The following is a 15,954-nucleotide window of genomic DNA, read 5'->3' on the forward strand; positions in this document are numbered from 1 at the left end:
TCAGGCCTCGACGACCTCGACGTTGACGACGTCCTCGATCACGGGGTTGGACAGGAGGGTCTCGGCGGCATCGCGGGCCTGGGCCAGGATTTCTTCCGTCACCTCGCCGTCGACCGTCAGTTCGAAGCGCTTGCCCTGGCGGACAGAGCTGAAGCTGGTGAAGCCCAGCCGGGGGAGAGCGCCAACGATCGCCTTCCCCTGCGGGTCCAGAATCTCGGGCTTGGGCATGACGTCAACAACGATCCGGGGCATCCGGCAACTCCTGTGCGTGAGCTTGGTTAAGGGCGCAGCGGAGTGGTGCCGTCTCACGCCGTACCGGGGTGTCGGGGACATGGTGGACGGGCGCTCCGCGAGCTTGCCCTATCATTCTACCGGCCCGGGCCCATGCCGCCGCATTCCGCATGTTCATGGAGTAGACCCCGATCCGGGAGGACCGGGGTGGAGGCCCGAAGGATGTGCTTCTGGAGTTGCCGGAGGGCGTTCACTAGGATTGGTTGATGGCGCAAAATTCCAAGTCCGTGCTGTTGCCGATGGTTGCCGCTGCCGTTTTTGCCGGCCTGGGCAGGATGGTGCTGCAGAAGGTGAAGGCGGACCGCATGGCCCGCGAAACCCGGGTCGCCGGCCCGTTGGACGAGAAGACCCGGCAGTGGATCAGCGACGTGGTGCGGACCCCACGCCACTAGCCGCGCGGAATTCTTTCCCCAGCAACTCCGGGGCGCCCTTCGGGGCGCCCTTTTTGTATGCCCGAATGTTCCGGCGGGACGGATATGACAAGCGAAAATTGCCAAAATGTGCTCTATGTCATATCTCGCTCTCAGTCTGTACCCTGTGAACAGTCTGGTCTCAGCTAATTACAAGATCTGTAATTACTTCTGCAGTTCCAGTCGTCTGGGGCGCCCACCAAGTCTGGGCGGTACATCGTGAAAGGGTTGCGCGTGAAATCAACTGGAAAGAGCCCCTTGCGGGCTGGGGGACTTCGGAAGGCAGCCGCCCTGGCTGTCGGGTTGCCCCTCCTCATAAGCTCGCTGGCAGTAACGCCGGCCACGGCGGCGCCGGGGAGCCAAAGCCTCGAGAATGCCGCCGCCACCACGAAAGACAGCCAGTTCAAGGACGGCCGGTACATCGTGGTCTTGGCCGGCCCGGCTGCAGCAGCCTACGAGGGCGGAGCCGCCGGGCTTGGCGCAACCAAGCCGCAGCAAGGCCGCAAACTGGATGCCGGCAGCCCAAACTACAAAGCCTACGACGCGCACCTGCGCCAGCAGCAGCGTGACGTTGCGGGAGCCCAGGGAGTATCCCCGGCCAAGCAGTACACCGCCGCCCTCAACGGATTCACCGCGGAGCTGACCGCCCACCAGGCGGCCGAACTGTCAAAGGACAAGCGCGTGCTCGTGGTGGCGCCGGACGTCGAGAACAAGCCCGACTACACCACCACCGACTTCCTCAAACTCACCGGTCCGGACGGGACCTGGGCCAAGCAGTTCGGGGGTGAAGCCAACGCCGGCAAGGGCGTGGTGGTGGGCGTCATCGATTCCGGCTACGCCCCGGACAACCCCTTCCTCCAGGGCGAACCGCTGCAGCCCTTGCAGGGTACCCCGCAGGTGGGCGTCCCCTACCGCACCGGCGACGGCAAGATTGCGATGCTCAAGGCGGACGGAACCACCTTTGAAGGCGAATGCCAAAAAGGCCAGGGAACCGGTGCCGGCTTCGACGGCTCGCTCTGCAACTCCAAGGTGATCGGCGCCCGCTACTTCGCCGACTCCTTCCTCCAGTACGTGACCCCGGGCAACCGGGCCCCCGAGGAGCAGATTTCCCCGGTGGACGTGGGCAGCCACGGCACCCATACGGCAACAACGGCAGCGGGCAATGCCAACGTCGAGCAGGTCATTGATGGGGCCAGCTTCGGAAAGAGCTCCGGCGTGGCTCCGGCAGCCAAGGTTTCGGTCTACAAGGTCTGCTGGGAGGACACCAACCCGGACACCGGCGGTTGCTACTCGTCATCGTCGGTTGAGGCCGTCGACGCAGCCATCAAGGACGGCGTGGACGTCCTGAACTACTCAATTTCGGGCAACAACAACAGCACCACCGATCCCGTGGCGCTCGCCTTCCTGAACGCAGCAGCCGCAGGCGTCTTCGTGTCGGCCTCTGCCGGAAACTCCGGCCCGACGGCCTCCACCGTGAACCATGCCTCACCGTGGCTGACCACCGTGGCCGCCTCCACCTTTCCCAGCGACCTGGTGGGAACGGTCAAGGTTTCCGATGGTTCGCTGTACCGCGGCGCTTCCATCATGAAATCAGAGGTTGCGGACAAGCCTGTTGTGGTGGCCGCTGCTGCCGCTGCTCCCGGGGCGGCCAACGCCAACCTGTGCGGGCCCGGAACCCTGGACCCCGCCAAGGTGGCCGGCAAAGTGGTGGTCTGTGACCGTGGAGTAGTGGACCGGACTGCCAAGAGCCAGGAAGTCCAGGACAAGGGCGGTGTCGGCATGATCCTGGTGAATCTCACCAGCAGCTCCGAGGACGCCGACAACCACGTCATTCCCACCGTCCACGTCAACGCGCCCAAGAGCCTGGAACTGAAGTCCAAGCTGCAGGCAAACACGGCACTGACGGTGAGCCTGGTCAAGGGTGACCTGACCGGACTTCCCCCGGCGCCGGCGCCCCAGATCGCGGGCTTCTCGTCCCGCGGGCCCACCCTCGCTTCAGGCGGCGACCTGCTCAAGCCTGATATTTCCGCCCCTGGCGTGAACGTCCTTGCCGGCGTCTCCACGATCGGCAACCATGGCGACCAGTTCGGCTTCATGTCCGGTACGTCCATGGCCGCACCGCACATTGCCGGCTTCGGCGCCCTCGTGCTTGGCAAGCAACCGAAGTGGTCACCCGCCATGGTGAAGTCGGCCATGATGACCACCGCCTACCCGCTGGTCAACGCGGACGGGTCGCCCAACACGGATCCGTTCCAGGGCGGCGCCGGCCACATCGACTCCACCCGGGTGCTCGATCCCGGCCTCGTTTACGACTCCGGCATCCGGGACTGGCTTGGTTTCCTGAACGGACAAGGCGTTGATACCGGGGCCCCGCAGGCGGGCTCCATCGCCGCCCGCGACCTCAACCTCCCGTCGGTCGCCTTGGGCAGCCTGGTGGGTGAGGTCCAGGTCAAGCGCAAGCTGACGGCCCTGGTGCCGGGCATGTACCGGCCCGAGGTGAACATGCCGGGCTTCAACGTCAATGTCGAACCCAAGGCGCTGAACTTCGCCAAGGCCGGACAAACGCGTGAAGTAACACTGACCATCCGGAACGTCAGCGCACCGGTCGGCAAATTCAGCACCGGAAGCCTCACGTGGAAGGGCCCGCGGACCGTCACATCGCCGATTGCCATCCGCCCGGTCGACGCCCAGATCGCTCCGTCGTTCTCGTTCAGCTCGGCCACGGGCACGGGCAGCGGCTCCATGGAGCTGGTGTCGGGCTCGGACAGCCCGATCGCCGTCGGCGTGGAAGGCCTGGCGCCACTGAACCAGACCGCGATCACCAAGACCCCGGGCGCGTACGCACCCACGAATGATGCCCACAACGCCCTGGTCCAGGTGCAGGTTCCCGCCGGCTCCACCTTCGCGCGGCTGGGCATCCAGGCGCAGTCGAACGACGTCGACTGGGACATGGTGGTGTACGCACCCAACGGTTCGGGCGGCTTGACGGCAACCCAGGTGGCAACGGCCTCGGCGAGCGAATTCCTTGACCTGGAATCGCCCCGGCCGGGCACCTATTACGTGGTGGCCAACCTGTACGCCACCCCGGACAATGGGCCTGCCACTGCCTCGGTCCAGGCGGTGAGCTTTGCGGGCGACGCCGGCAACCTCACCGTCAACCCCAACCCGATCGTGGCACCCAACGGGACGGCCACCTCGGCCACCCTGAACTGGGCCGGCCTGGGTGATGGGCAATACCTTTCGCGGCTGAGCCTGGGCAGCAACGGCATCAAGACCTGGGTAAACGTGCAGGTGGGTTCCGGCTCTGCCCAGGCCCCGGCCGGTGCGCCCCAGATGGGCATTGCGCAGGCAGTACCCGGAGCATGACCATCACCTGAGCATGGGGGAGGGTCCCGGACGATTTTCGTCCGGGACCCTTTTTCGTGCCCGGCGTCCGGCGGTCAGGTGGCGTTACCGCCCAGCAGGGGAGCCATGGCCTTCCACCGGGCGATCTCGCAGCCGTCCGTGCGGGTGAAGACCGAATGGACCGGGCGCCCATGGAACGTGCCGGAAACGACGGCAACCTGGGGTCCCCCGTACTGTTGGGTGCACAGCCTCGGTGGCCCGGGCCGGGGAAAGAAGATGTCTTCCCCGAATTCCTCCACGGCCGCCAGGGCGGCCTCGGGTGCCGGCAGGGTGGTTTCGGCCGCCAAAGTTCCGTCCTCCGCCACCAGCCGGAAAACGTACTCGGGGGCATCCGGGGCATCGCGGACGCTGATGGACAGGTCGATCACCTCGGCGCTCCCGCTGCGAGGGCGTCCAGGTCCAGGGCAAGCCGCTCCCGCAGGGCGGCAGCCTCGGCGGCAAAATTGCGCTGGTGCTCAACGTAGGAAGCCTTGCCCTGCGGAGTTTCGATGGGAATGGCGGGATAGCCCCACTCGGCGAGGTCGTACGGGGAAGCCTGCATGTCCATGGCCCGGATGCGCCAGGAGAGTTCGAAGCAGTCCATGACCAGTTCGCTCGAAAGGGCCGGCAGCAGCTTGTACGCCCACTTGTAGAGGTCCATGTTGGCGTGCAGGCAGCCCGGCTGCTCCAGGTGGCGCTGCGATTCACGGCTGGGTGAAAACTCGTTGAGCGGAATGGCATCCGGGGTGTAGAACCGGAACGCGTCAAAGTGGGTGCACCGGATCTTGTTGTCCTCCACCACCTTGTCCGTACCTGCTGATCCCAGCCGCAGGTGCAGGTATTCGTGGCGGAGATCGAACTTGTCCTGCCGGTAGACCATGGCCCATTCATGCAGGCCGAAGCAGCCGAACTGTGCAGGCCGTGCCGCCGTGCCGCGAAGGATCACCCCCGCGAACGCCACTGCCTCCTTGCGGTCGGCAAGGAAGGCGGCCCGGTCAAAGGTGACTGCCATGCTCCCCGCAGCCAGCCCCAGCGAGGCAAGCTCGCCGTCGTCGAGCGCCCGGTAGTGCTTCCAGCCTTGCCGGGCGGCTGCCTGCCTGCCGGTGAGGACGGTCCCGGACCCCGGGTGCCAGCGCTTCAGCTGGCCCGGCTTCTGGGTGTAATAGGTGAAAAGGAAATCTTCCACCGGATGCTTCTGCCCGGCCGACCGGCGGGCAAGATAAGGATCGGCGTAGCGGCTGACGCGCTGCAGGTGGGCTTCCTCCCGTGCCTGGGCGCTGTCCTCCGCCAGCACGCTATGAGGCTCCACCGGCGGCACCGAGCACATCCTTGGCAGCGTCCCACGCACTGATTTCACATCCGTTGGTCCGGGCGAAGGAGGATTCGACGGCGACGCCATCCACGGCCCCGGTCACAGTCGCTTTCTGCGGGCCGCCATACTGCTGGGTGCAGGTCCGGTCGCTTCCCGGTTCGGCCTGGGCCACGATGGCGGGGTTCGCCTTGAGGGCCGCGCAGGCAGCAGCAGGATCCGGGTGGCGGCTTTCCGCGGCGGGGGTTCCGGAGGAGCAGACCAAAATGTAGTCGAGCGCGGGTGCGCCCTCGGACGGCATCACGGTAATGGCAAGCTTGGCGTTGCCCTGCCCCGGCCCGTTGCCGGGACGTGACGTTGCGGGCGCGGGGGCCGCGGCCGAAGTTTCAGTATCGGGAGAGGGCCCTGCGGGTGAACTGCCGGACGCGGAGGGCCCGCCGTTGGACGAACCGCCGCAACCGGAGAGCAGCCCGGCACCCATGGCCAGGACCGCTGCGGCCAATCGTAGGTTACGCATCAGGCCACCTCCCCTTCGTCATGCCATTCTAGTCGTCGGTTTTGCCGGAAAACCCCGGGCGGGCGGCCGGGCCGCTTGATGGATGGCCGGTCAGCGCGTGCCCTCCGACGTGGCGGCGATGAGTCCCATCATGGAGGCGTGCAGTTCGGTCACCTGTTCCCGGGTGAGGCCCAGCCGTTCCATCATGCTTCCCGGAACCTGAAGTGCTTGTTCCCGGAGCGCTCTTCCTTCGGGCGTCAGGGCCACCGCCAGGGCGCGTTCGTTGCCCTCAGCGCGTGCCCGGGTAATCAACCCTGCCGCCTCGAGCCTGCGCAGGAGTGGAGAGATGGTTGCCGGTTCCTGGGCCAAAGCCGCACTGATGTTCCTTACAGTACGCGGGCTGGTCTCCCACAGGCACAGCATCACCAGGTACTGCGGGTGTGTGAGGTTGAGTTTTTCCAACACCGGCTTGTAGGCGCCCACGACGCTTCGGGCAGCCACCGTCAGCGCAAAGCACAGCTGGTGTTCCAGCAAGAGGTCTTCATCCGCGGCATCGACGGGAGATGTGGGGGTCATGGCTTCCTTACTATTGTTAGTGCACTAATTATTAGTGTACATTGACGGTAAGCAAGCAGTGAGTGGAAGGAACGCGTTCATGGCCAGGGACAGGTCCGGGGACAAAGGCAACGCCTCCCAGCGCTTTATGCGCGCCACGGGAAAACTCAGGGCTGTCTTCGGCCCGGCCAACCGCTCTGCGCTGGCCCACGATATGACCGAGGAAAACCGCCGGCTGCTGGTCCAGCGCCAGGCGGAAACCCAGCAGTGGGAGACCATTACCAGGCCGGATGGCAGCACCTATGTTGTGCCCAGGAACCCTGAGGACCGTTCCTTGCGGTAGCCCTTTCGCGCCGCCGTCACCGGCGCCTTTTTCCGGCGCCGGGACTAGAATAAGGGCACTGTTTCCGCTAGGAGGCAGCAGCACTTTCGCCCGAGGTTCGGGAAGGGGGTGGGAAACAGTGGCACATGTCCTCAGCGGTTTCATGGGCCTGACCGAGAGGCTCCGCTTCTTCTTCGGCCCTGCCACACGGCTGGATGCCGACACGCCCGTGGTGCACCGACACGACGAATTTGAGCAGGCCTCCGAAGAGGATCTTTCACATTTCGTGGTGGAAACCGATTCAACGGGCCACCACTACGCAGTGCGCCGGGAAGACCTGGACCGGGAGTCCTGATACGAAAAAGCCGGGCTGCCGTTACCAAAGTAACGGCAGCCCGGCCTTTCTGTGCCTGCTCAGCGGCCGGTGCCGCCGTAAACTGTCGCTTCGCTTTCGCTGTCCAGGCCGAACGCCTGGTGGATCACGCGCACGGCCTCGTCCAGCAGGTCAGCGTGGGTTACCACCGAGATGCGGATTTCAGAGGTGGAGATCATGTTGATGTTGATGCCGGCATCGGACAGGGCCTTAAAGAACGTGGCCGAAACGCCGGGGTGTGACCGCATGCCGGCGCCGATCAGGGAGAGCTTGCCGATCTGCTCGTTGTATTCAATGGCCTCGAAGCCGATCTGGTCCTGCGCTGCGTGGAGGGCGGCCAGGGCATCGGCGCCCTCGACGATCGGCAGGGTGAAGGAGATGTCCGTCTTGCCCGTGCCGTGGGTGGAAACGTTCTGGACGATCATGTCGATGTTCGAGTGGGCGTCGGCGATGACCTGGAAGATCGCAGCGGCCTTGCCCGGAATGTCGGGAACGCCGACCACGGTGACCTTCGCTTCGGAACGGTCGTGCGCAACGCCGGAGATGATTGGCTGCTCCAAGGCAACTCCCTCTTGAGTGGTGATCTTGTCGTCGGCGCCGGGAATGACCCAGGTGCCTTCATGCTGGCTGAATGAGGAACGGACGTGCAGCGGCACACCGAACCGGCGGGCATATTCCACGCAGCGAAGGTGCAGGATTTTCGCGCCCGAGGCGGCGAGTTCCAGCATCTCCTCGCTGGATATGGTGTCGATCTTCTGGGCTGAGGGGACAACGCGCGGATCGGCCGTGTAGATGCCGTCGACGTCGGTGTAGATTTCGCACACATCCGCTTCGAGCGCCGCGGCAAGTGCCACAGCCGTTGTGTCCGAGCCGCCACGGCCCAAGGTGGTGATTTCGTTGGTGGCCCGGCTCATGCCCTGGAAACCGGCAACGATGGCGATGTTGCCCTTGTCCAGCGCAGTCCGGATGCGGTGCGGGTCGACGTCGATAATCCGGGCTTTGCCGTGAATGCCATCGGTAATCATGCCGGCCTGGGACCCGGTGAAGGACTGTGCGGACGCGCCGAGCTTGTTGATGGCCATGGCCAGCAGCGCCATGGAAATGCGCTCGCCGGCGGACAGGAGCATGTCCATTTCGCGGGCGGGAGCGGAATCTGTCACCTGCGCGGCGAGGTCCAGGAGTTCGTCCGTCGTGTCGCCCATTGCCGAGACGACAACCACCACCTCGTTGCCGGCATCCTGGGCATCGACCACGCGCTTGGCCACGCGCTTGATACCCTCGGCGTCCGCCACGGAGGAGCCGCCGAATTTCTGCACGATGAGCTGTTTGGTCACCGCGCCGGCGGCGGGCGCCACCTGCGGCTGGGTTGCGTTGTGCAGTTCGGTAGTGGGCGTACTCATGCGCGTACCTTCATCGGATCAGTTGGAGTTTTGGAGGCCATGAAGCCTGGCGGCGCGACTTCCTCCGACAGTTTATCGCCGTGCCCGGAGGGACGTTGAATTATGACCACATACCGGCCCACGACGGGATTGGCGTGCAGGCGGCAGCCCGGCCGGACAACGCCTGGACAGGCTGGCTGTCGTCCGACTGCAGGAAAATCCGGCCGGGCCCGGTATTGCGGCCGGCGGGCAGCACCTCAGGCCAGGGCGTTTCGACGGCCTTCGAAGGCGCGGCCCAAAGTGACTTCGTCCGCGTATTCGAGATCGCCCCCCACCGGCAGGCCGGACGCCAGCCGGGTGACCGTGATACCGATCGTCTTAAGCATGCGGGCAAGGTAGGTCGCCGTCGCCTCGCCCTCCAGGTTGGGGTCTGTGGCGATGATGACTTCCTGGATGGCGCCGTCGTTCAGCCGCGTGAGCAGTTCGCGGATGCGAAGTTGCTCCGGCCCGACGCCGGCAATGGGATTGATCGCACCGCCAAGTACGTGGTACCTGCCACGGAAGGACCGGGTACGTTCCACGGCAAGGACGTCCTTGGACTCCTCCACCACGCAGATCACGGCCGGGTCCCTGCGCGGATCCCTGCAAATATTGCAGAGTTCCTGTTCGGTGACGTTGCCGCAGACAGTGCAGAACTTGACCTTGTCCTTGACCGTGGTGATGGCCTCGACCAGCCGTTTCATGTCCTGGGGATCGGCTTCGAGGATGTGGAACGCCAGCCGTTGCGCCGACTTGGGTCCCACCCCTGGAAGGCGTCCGAGCTCGTCAATCAGCTCCTGGACAGCACCTTCGTACACAATTCCCTCTTTAGTTCGATGTGGATGGGGGCAGGTCACCAGGTGCGGACCAACGGTTTGTGGCGTTGTGGCCGGTCAGTACCGGGGCGCTAGGGGACTGCCGTCGTTGGACCGTTCCTCGATCAGCTTTCCGCCCAGAATACGCTCCACCGCCGCGCGTCCGAAGACACCGGACTCCTCGATGGTTTCGTCGTCGGCGCTCGGGATGTCCTGGACGTACGCGCTGGGGGCCGTTGCGGCCCTGGTGGGCGCTTTGGCACGGCCGGCCTCGGCTTCCGGGCTGTTGGACAGCCGCTGGTAGAGGCTTTGCCGCGTTTCAGGCCGTCCCGCGGAGGGCGTTGCCGCCGGAGCCTGTGGCCGCGACGGGGCAGACGTGGCGGGCCCGGCTGATGCCATGGCGAGTTCAGGTTCCGGAGCAGGCATGGCCTGGACCGGCTTGTACGTTTCCCGGACGGAGTCCGCACGACTGTTGTCGTTCACCGCTCCCACACCCCGGTCGGCCTCGGCCGTGGCCCTGGTCGCGGAGGCCGGGATAGCGGGCGGCACCTGTGCGGTGGCCGGTTCGTAATGCGGGGTCGGGGCAGGGGCCGGGGGCGCCGGTTCGTCCATGGAAGCACTGACAGGCGGCACACCCACGTTGCTCTTGTCCCCAACCACCCAGACACCGGGGGCCTGTTCGACGGCCCGGGCCCATGGGTCGTGGGCGGCTACCGCAGGCGGGGCCTCTCCGTTACCGGTATTGGCGGAAGGGGCGGTAGCGGGTCCCGCCTTAGGCGCGGCTTCTGTGCGGTTGCTGCCAGCGGGCCGGTCCGTGCCGGCGGTGGAGGCAGGCGTTGCGGTGGTGCCGGAAGCAGGGGCCGAAGGTTCCCAGTCCATGGGGGGCTCTTCATCCAGCGGCGGGGCGTCCTCGTCCCGGGGCGGGCCCCAGTCGTCGTCCGAATAGGAGTAGTCTCCGGCGGCGGAGGGGTAGGGGGACTGCGACACTGCGGGGCCGGATGCCTTGCCCGGGCCTCCGGTGCCTTCAGATGCCGGCTGGGCAGGCTCCCGGCGCTGGTTGTCCCCAGCGGACGGAGCGGCTGCGGCGGATGCCGGCGACGACGCAGCCTGGGCTGGCATGGAGGCAGGTGCAGTCACAGGGGTTACGGCCGGTGCCGGCGATGCGGCAGGTGCAGGTACTGGTGCTGCAGCCGGCGTGGCTGCGGCAGCATTGTCCGCCGTGGCAGCCGATGATGTGGCGGGGGCCGGGGCAAGTCCCCAGGCAACGTCAGCTGACGTGGCCGGAACCACCGGACTGGCCGGAACTTTTGGGTTTGGCTCAGAGCTCGCCTGGCTGGCGCCGCCGGCAACCGCGTGGATCTGCAGGTCCATGCCAACCGTCTTGTGGATGGCCTGGCGCAAATTGTCGGAGTGGTCCGCCCGGCCGAAGGCTCCGGCGAGTCCGGGCGTGGTGAAGGAGAGGGTCAGGACGCTGCCGTCGAAGGCGCTGACCTGTGCATTCGGTTCCACCAGGGCCCAGGTGCTGCGCTTGATCTTCGAAAGGGTCTGCAGGACATCAGGCCAGGCCCTGCGGAGGACTTCAACGTCACCCATTGCCGGGGGAGCTGCCGGGGCGGACCGTGCAGGTTGCTCCTGTGGCGCCGGAGGCGTTGCCTCGGGGGCTGCTGCCGCAGCGGGCGCCTGGGGTTGGCGGCCGCGGGCCGGCTCCTCCACAGGCCAGTCGCTGGTGCTTACGCGTGGGGGAGTGAGGGGGTTGCGGGCATCCTGAGCGGGCGCGCCATGGCTGGTCCCGGAAGCGGGACCTGCAGGGGATGCCGGTCCCGCGGAAGGAGCAGGCGCCGCAGGGGTGGCCGATGCGGCCTGGGCGGGAGCGGCCTGTTCGGTTTCCTGTGGGCGGACGGCGGGCGCCGGCGAAGCATTCGATGGCTGGTCCGCCGCATCCCGGCCGGGGTGGGGAACGGGCCGGGCGGCTTCTTCGGCAGGGTGTTGGCTGGGTGACGCCGGGCCGGCGGCCACCTGCGGCTGGGCTGGGGTGGCTGGTGCCGGAACGGGTGCCGCTGGTGCCGGGACGGAGGCAGCCGGTGCGGGCGCTGAAGGCGCCGGCGCGGCTGTTGGCGGGGCCGTTGCGGCAGCGCCGACGTCGTTCCCGGCGTAGTTGAGCCGCCGCTCCACCCGGTCGATCCGTGCGGCCATGCCGCGTTCGTTCTGCTCGGAGCTGGGCAGGAGGATCCGGGCGCACAGGAGTTCAAGGTGCAGCCGCGGCGACGTGGCTCCTGTCATCTCGGTCAGGGCCGTGTTGGTAACGTCCGCAGCCCGCGACAGCTCTGCGGCGCCAAGGTTGTGCGCCTGGTTCTGAAGCCGTGCGATCTGGTCCGCCGGCATGCCCCGCAGGATGGCGTGCGCGCTTTCCGGCATGGCCTGGACGATGATGAGGTCGCGGAAGCGTTCCAGCAGGTCTTCCACGAACCGCCGGGGATCATGGCCCGTTTGGATGACCCGGTCTACGGCCCGGAAGACCGTTGCAGCGTCAGATGCGGCCACGGCCTCCACGACGTCGTCCAGCAGTGAGGCGTGGGTGTAGCCGAGGAGTGCGACGGCGAGCTCGTAGTCCAGCCCGTTGGGTCCGGCGCCTGCCATGAGCTGGTCCAGGACGGACAGGGAGTCGCGGACGGATCCGCCGCCGGCCCGGATGACCAGGGACAGCACGCCGGGAGCCACCGGAACATTCTCCTGGCGGCACAGCAGCTCAAGGTAAGCCATCAGCGGCTCGGGCGGTACCAGCCGGAACGGGTAGTGGTGGGTCCGGGAGCGGATGGTGCCGATGACCTTGTCCGGCTCCGTGGTGGCAAAGATGAACTTGATGTGTTCCGGCGGCTCTTCGACGATCTTCAGGAGGGCGTTGAACCCGGCCGAGGTGACCATGTGGGCTTCGTCGATGATGAAGATCTTGTAGCGGTCCCGGACCGGGGCGTAGGTGGCGCGCTCACGGAGGTCCCGGGCATCGTCCACGCCGCCATGGCTCGCGGCGTCGATCTCGATGACGTCGAGGGAACCCGAGCCGCCACGGGCCAGTTCCACACAGCTGGGGCAGGTTCCGCACGGGGTGTCAGTGGGGCCTTGGGCACAGTTGAGGCAGCGCGCCAGGATGCGGGCGGAGGTGGTTTTGCCGCAGCCCCTGGGACCGGAGAAAAGGTAGGCGTGGTTGACACGGTTCTTGCGCAAAGCCGTCATCAACGGTTCGGTGACATGCTCCTGCCCGATAACGTCAGCGAACGAGTCGGGACGGTATCTGCGGTACAGGGCGGTGGTAACTGTCACAGAGAAAACCCTACCAATCCGGGCTGACATCCTGCCGCCCTGTGGGGGAATAGTAAAGACCCCCCATGCACCCGCCAGAGCCCATTTACCCTTGCTACCTTCCGGTCCTGGGGGAGTTCAACAGGATGACGCCACATGAGGGGCCGTCAAACACTTTACCTGAACATGGGGCGCGACTCGAATCGGCCGGCTGCCGCGGTGACGGAGGGGGCGCGAGGCAGGAAACGCCGGTCACGTCGCGGATTTCCATTGCTTATCCCCGGGGCAGCCACGATCATTTGTATATACACCGATTGGGGCAATCTCAAGATTGTGAGCTGCGTGGCCTGGTTGAACGAACCGGACCCGGCAGCTCAACGGTGCAGCAACAGGGAATGGGCGCATTGGGGGCGTCCATTGCCGGGTCAGGGACGGAGCCTGGCGGGACCTGAAGGTCTTGCCGGGCGCGTTCGAAAACGGGCCCTGCACGGGCCAATTGGGCGATGGGGAAAAGTTCAGGTAATCTGGTACCTGCTTTTGATTCAGAAGCAGTTGGAGAATTCGCCTAGCGGCCTATGGCGCACGCCTGGAACGCGTGTTGGGTTAACGCCCTCGGGGGTTCAAATCCCCCATTCTCCGCCGGTTGGAACCCGGTCCCGGCAGCTGCCGGGGCCGGGTTCTTTCGTTTAACCATCCAGGCCTTCCCAACGGGACAGCGGGGCAGTTTCTCAGGCCAGGTCAGCGGCGGGTTCGCCCAGGCGCCGCAGCCGTTCCCGGGCTGCTGCTTCGCTGGGACCCTTGCGCCTGCGGATGCCGCCCAGGGCGAGATGTACGACGCCGAGCACCAGCTTTGTGGCCAGCCGCACCGGAAGCGGGAAGGGGCCCAGCCGTGGGACGGAGAGGCCCAGCATCCGGCGGTACCGGGGTTCCAGGCTGTAAACGGCGGCCGCGAACAATACGCGGTAACCCGGCCTCAGCAGTGGATGCAGGGGTGCGTTGCGGATGAACTCCACCGTTTCCCTGACCCTGCCGTCAGCCCGCAGTTCGCCCTGCTCATACCAGGTGTCCAGCTGGCTCCGCATCTGTGCCCGGGTGACTGGCGGGTCCTCCACGCCCATGAGCCGCCCGGCCTGGGCCCACTCGCGGACATAGGCATCTTCTCCGCCGGGGATCGGTCCGCCCCAGATCCTGTGGGCGGCCAGGAATCCGTCCGTGAAGGCGATGTGGATCCAGGCCGCCAGCCCGGGATCGTTGGCGCTGTAGGCGCGTTCGGTGCCGGCATTGTCCTGGTAGCTGCCTTGCACCGGTTCATGGAGCCGGCGCACGCGCCGTGAGGCCTCCTCCGCGGCGGCAGTGGAACCGTAGGTCACCGTGAAAATCCAGCGGATGGTATTGGCCAGCCGTCGGAGGGGATCCTCGCGGAAGTTGGAGTGTTCATGCACGCCCGCCAGGGCACCGGGATGCAGCGACTGCATCAGCAGTGTCCGGATTCCGCCCACGATCGGGGACATGGAGCCGTGGACCGCCCACACCGCCGACCCTGGCAGGTGGTAGCCTGCATCGTCGCCCTCCGCGAGCCGCAGCGACCACTCCGGTGGTGCATCGGCGTTCCCGGAGAAAGTCTTCTTGATTTCGTCCCGCCAGGTACGAACGAAATTGCGCATGAGCCATTCTTGCCCATTTCGGCCTGTGCGTCAGTCGGCGGCTTGGCCGGCTGGCGCGTCCCTGCACCCAACGCCCACAAAAAACCCGCATTGTGCTGCTCCAGGGTTCCCCGGCGGGCGGACCTGTGGTCCCATGGGACGTACCGTCGAGACAACGCGCGGCAACCCCCGTCCTGGAGTCAATCAATGGGCAATTATTGGGTGCCCGGTAACGGCAAACCGGCCCAGCGGACATTTCCCCACCTGGTCCGTGCCGTGGCCGCCGCCGGTATGGTCGCGGCTGCCGCTTGTGCAGTCAATCTTTCCGGCGGCCCCGCAGGACCCGTCCGGTTGGCAGGGGCGCTCGACCGGGCCCGGACTGCCGGTGACGTGGCGTCGGCCGGGGCGGTCGCGGGTACGGACACCCGGGGGGTGGACGGCAATACCGGGCCGCCGGCCTCGGACCAGGTTGGTGCCGGTTCCCTTCCGCCGGCCGTCGCCTCGGATCCCCATGTCACTTTGGCTTTCCCGCATGCAGCGCTGGGCGGTTTCCAGGACCCGTCGGCGGGACTGGTGGTCGGCCCGGCCGGTGCGGGCCGGCCGCCGGCAGGCTTCCTCATGGCGCCGCTCCAGTCGCTCGACCCGAGCTCGCCCTTCGGTTTCCGGGTGAGTCCCCTCAGCGGGACATCAGGAGACTTCCACCTTGGCCAGGACTACGCGGCCGCTTGCGGCACCCCCGTCTACGCGGCCGACACCGGGGTGGTCCGGGCGGCCGGATGGCATCCTTGGGGCGGAGGCAACCGGGTGGAGATCGACCACGGTGACGGCCTTATCACCACGTACAACCACCTTGAGTCGATTGGCGTCCATACCGGCGACCGGGTCCAGGTGGGCCAGGTTATCGCCCGGGTGGGAACCACGGGCTGGTCAACGGGCTGCCATCTGCACTTTGAGACCATCCAGAACGGCCGCTACACCAATCCCTTGAATTGGAGCTTCCTCCAGCTGCGCGCCGTGGGCCAATCACTCCCGGCCGGCATGGTGTCCTACGGCCCCGGACCTGGCTTGTCCGACGGGAGGGTCAGCTGGACCATCCCGCTCCACGTGGACCGGGGATCGTCCCCGTCCGCCGGGCTGGAGGCATCGCCTGGTCCGGCGCCGCTGCTGCCTGGCCCGGCGCCGTCCGGTACCTTCTTTCCAATGTCCAACGGGCAGTTGACGACGCCGGCCCCAACGGCGTCTGCCCAGCCTTCGCCCAGTGCCCCGCCGCCGTCGTCCGATCCGACAGCCGGCAACCCGACGGCCTCGCCGCCCCCGTCTCCCAGTGAGCCGACACCAACGCCGACGCCGACGCCCACGCCCACGGATCCGAGCCCGACGCTGACGCCCACGCCCACGGATCCGAGCCCGACGCCGACACCCGCGCCTCCGGACCCGAGCCCGACGCCGAGTGAACCGACGCCGACGCCCGAACCTGCCGCGACGCCGACGCCGATGCCGAGTGAGCCGACCCCGACGCCGACGGCCACGGAGCCGACGCCTGCACCCGCACCCGCACCGGTGGAGCCGGCTCCTGCCCCGACGGCGCCTGAGACGACGGTGGCGCCGGCACACGCCCCGACAACGCTCGAGCCCACACCC

General features: G+C 66.8%; 14 protein-coding genes, 1 tRNA gene, 1 other RNA gene and 1 pseudogene. 6 read left to right on the plus strand and 11 right to left on the minus strand.

Annotation, left to right across the window (positions count from 1 at the left end):
• Nucleotides 1–252, minus strand: coding sequence for a phosphoribosylformylglycinamidine synthase subunit PurS (gene purS, locus AC4EEV_RS14175; RefSeq protein WP_015935902.1), 252 nt, complete (start codon nt 250–252; stop codon nt 1–3).
• 245 nt (nt 253–497) lie between these two features.
• Between purS and AC4EEV_RS14180 the strand changes: the two genes are divergently transcribed.
• Together AC4EEV_RS14180 and AC4EEV_RS14185 are read left to right on the plus strand one after the other, a co-directional pair.
• Nucleotides 498–683, plus strand: coding sequence for a hypothetical protein (locus AC4EEV_RS14180; protein WP_018763149.1), 186 nt, complete (start codon nt 498–500; stop codon nt 681–683).
• 276 nt (nt 684–959) lie between these two features.
• The gene (locus AC4EEV_RS14185; protein ID WP_491330892.1) at nt 960–4,067 is read left to right on the plus strand and encodes a S8 family serine peptidase; all 3,108 of its coding nucleotides are present in this window, start codon (nt 960–962) and stop codon (nt 4,065–4,067) included.
• Between the two features lie 74 nt (nt 4,068–4,141).
• Here the strand turns inward: AC4EEV_RS14185 and AC4EEV_RS14190 are convergent, their stop codons facing one another.
• The 4 genes from AC4EEV_RS14190 to AC4EEV_RS14205 all read right to left on the minus strand — a co-directional run bounded on the left by AC4EEV_RS14190 (nt 4,142) and on the right by AC4EEV_RS14205 (nt 6,466).
• The gene (locus AC4EEV_RS14190) at nt 4,142–4,474 is read right to left on the minus strand and encodes a hypothetical protein (protein WP_018763151.1); all 333 of its coding nucleotides are present in this window, start codon (nt 4,472–4,474) and stop codon (nt 4,142–4,144) included.
• Nucleotides 4,471–5,412, minus strand: coding sequence for a 3-methyladenine DNA glycosylase (locus tag AC4EEV_RS14195; protein WP_491329243.1), 942 nt, complete (start codon nt 5,410–5,412; stop codon nt 4,471–4,473). The genes AC4EEV_RS14190 and AC4EEV_RS14195 overlap by 4 nt, the downstream gene beginning before the upstream one ends.
• Nucleotides 5,381–5,911, minus strand: coding sequence for an SSI family serine proteinase inhibitor (locus AC4EEV_RS14200; protein ID WP_491329244.1), 531 nt, complete (start codon nt 5,909–5,911; stop codon nt 5,381–5,383). Before AC4EEV_RS14200 ends, AC4EEV_RS14195 begins: the two co-directional genes overlap by 32 nt.
• A gap of 90 nt (nt 5,912–6,001) precedes the next feature.
• Entirely contained in the window at nt 6,002–6,466 is a 465-nt protein-coding gene (locus AC4EEV_RS14205) for a MarR family winged helix-turn-helix transcriptional regulator (RefSeq protein ID WP_491329245.1), read from the minus strand.
• A gap of 79 nt (nt 6,467–6,545) precedes the next feature.
• Between AC4EEV_RS14205 and AC4EEV_RS14210 the strand changes: the two genes are divergently transcribed.
• Nucleotides 6,546–6,788 carry a hypothetical protein gene (locus AC4EEV_RS14210; protein WP_018763155.1) on the plus strand — a complete coding sequence of 81 codons (243 nt, stop codon included), beginning with the start codon at nt 6,546–6,548 and terminating at the stop codon, nt 6,786–6,788.
• Nucleotides 6,789–6,906: 118 nt separating this feature from the next.
• Nucleotides 6,907–7,122 carry a hypothetical protein gene (locus tag AC4EEV_RS14215; RefSeq protein ID WP_018763156.1) on the plus strand — a complete coding sequence of 72 codons (216 nt, stop codon included), beginning with the start codon at nt 6,907–6,909 and terminating at the stop codon, nt 7,120–7,122.
• A 59-nt stretch (nt 7,123–7,181) separates the two neighbouring features.
• Here AC4EEV_RS14215 and AC4EEV_RS14220 read toward each other — a convergent pair whose 3' ends face one another.
• The 4 genes from AC4EEV_RS14220 to ffs form a co-directional block, all read right to left on the minus strand.
• Nucleotides 7,182–8,540 (minus strand): aspartate kinase, encoded by a 1,359-nt coding sequence (locus tag AC4EEV_RS14220; protein ID WP_018763157.1) that lies wholly within the window; start codon nt 8,538–8,540, stop codon nt 7,182–7,184.
• A gap of 236 nt (nt 8,541–8,776) precedes the next feature.
• Nucleotides 8,777–9,376 (minus strand): recombination mediator RecR, encoded by a 600-nt coding sequence (gene recR, locus AC4EEV_RS14225; protein WP_018763158.1) that lies wholly within the window; start codon nt 9,374–9,376, stop codon nt 8,777–8,779.
• Between the two features lie 75 nt (nt 9,377–9,451).
• Nucleotides 9,452–12,721: a DNA polymerase III subunit gamma and tau gene (locus AC4EEV_RS14230; protein WP_491329246.1), complete on the minus strand. Its 3,270-nt coding sequence runs from the start codon at nt 12,719–12,721 to the stop codon at nt 9,452–9,454.
• Nucleotides 12,722–12,742: 21 nt separating this feature from the next.
• Nucleotides 12,743–12,839: signal recognition particle sRNA small type (ffs, locus tag AC4EEV_RS14235), an RNA gene on the minus strand.
• Nucleotides 12,840–13,224: 385 nt separating this feature from the next.
• On the opposite strand from ffs, the gene AC4EEV_RS14240 reads away from it, so the two are divergent.
• Nucleotides 13,225–13,309 (plus strand) — tRNA-Ser (locus AC4EEV_RS14240).
• Between the two features lie 89 nt (nt 13,310–13,398).
• Here the strand turns inward: AC4EEV_RS14240 and AC4EEV_RS14245 are convergent.
• Nucleotides 13,399–14,334 carry an oxygenase MpaB family protein gene (locus AC4EEV_RS14245; RefSeq protein WP_491329247.1) on the minus strand — a complete coding sequence of 312 codons (936 nt, stop codon included), beginning with the start codon at nt 14,332–14,334 and terminating at the stop codon, nt 13,399–13,401.
• 597 nt (nt 14,335–14,931) lie between these two features.
• Here AC4EEV_RS14245 and AC4EEV_RS14250 point away from each other — a divergent pair.
• Nucleotides 14,932–15,237 (plus strand): annotated as a pseudogene (locus tag AC4EEV_RS14250) (M23 family metallopeptidase); the annotation flags it as partial.
• Between the two features lie 122 nt (nt 15,238–15,359).
• On the opposite strand, the gene AC4EEV_RS14255 reads toward AC4EEV_RS14250, so the two are convergent.
• Complete coding sequence (locus AC4EEV_RS14255; protein ID WP_491330931.1) at nt 15,360–15,950, minus strand: hypothetical protein; 591 nt, start codon at nt 15,948–15,950, stop codon at nt 15,360–15,362.
• Nucleotides 15,951–15,954 lie beyond the last annotated feature (4 nt).

Source organism: Pseudarthrobacter sp. MOO14 (assembly GCF_058267675.1).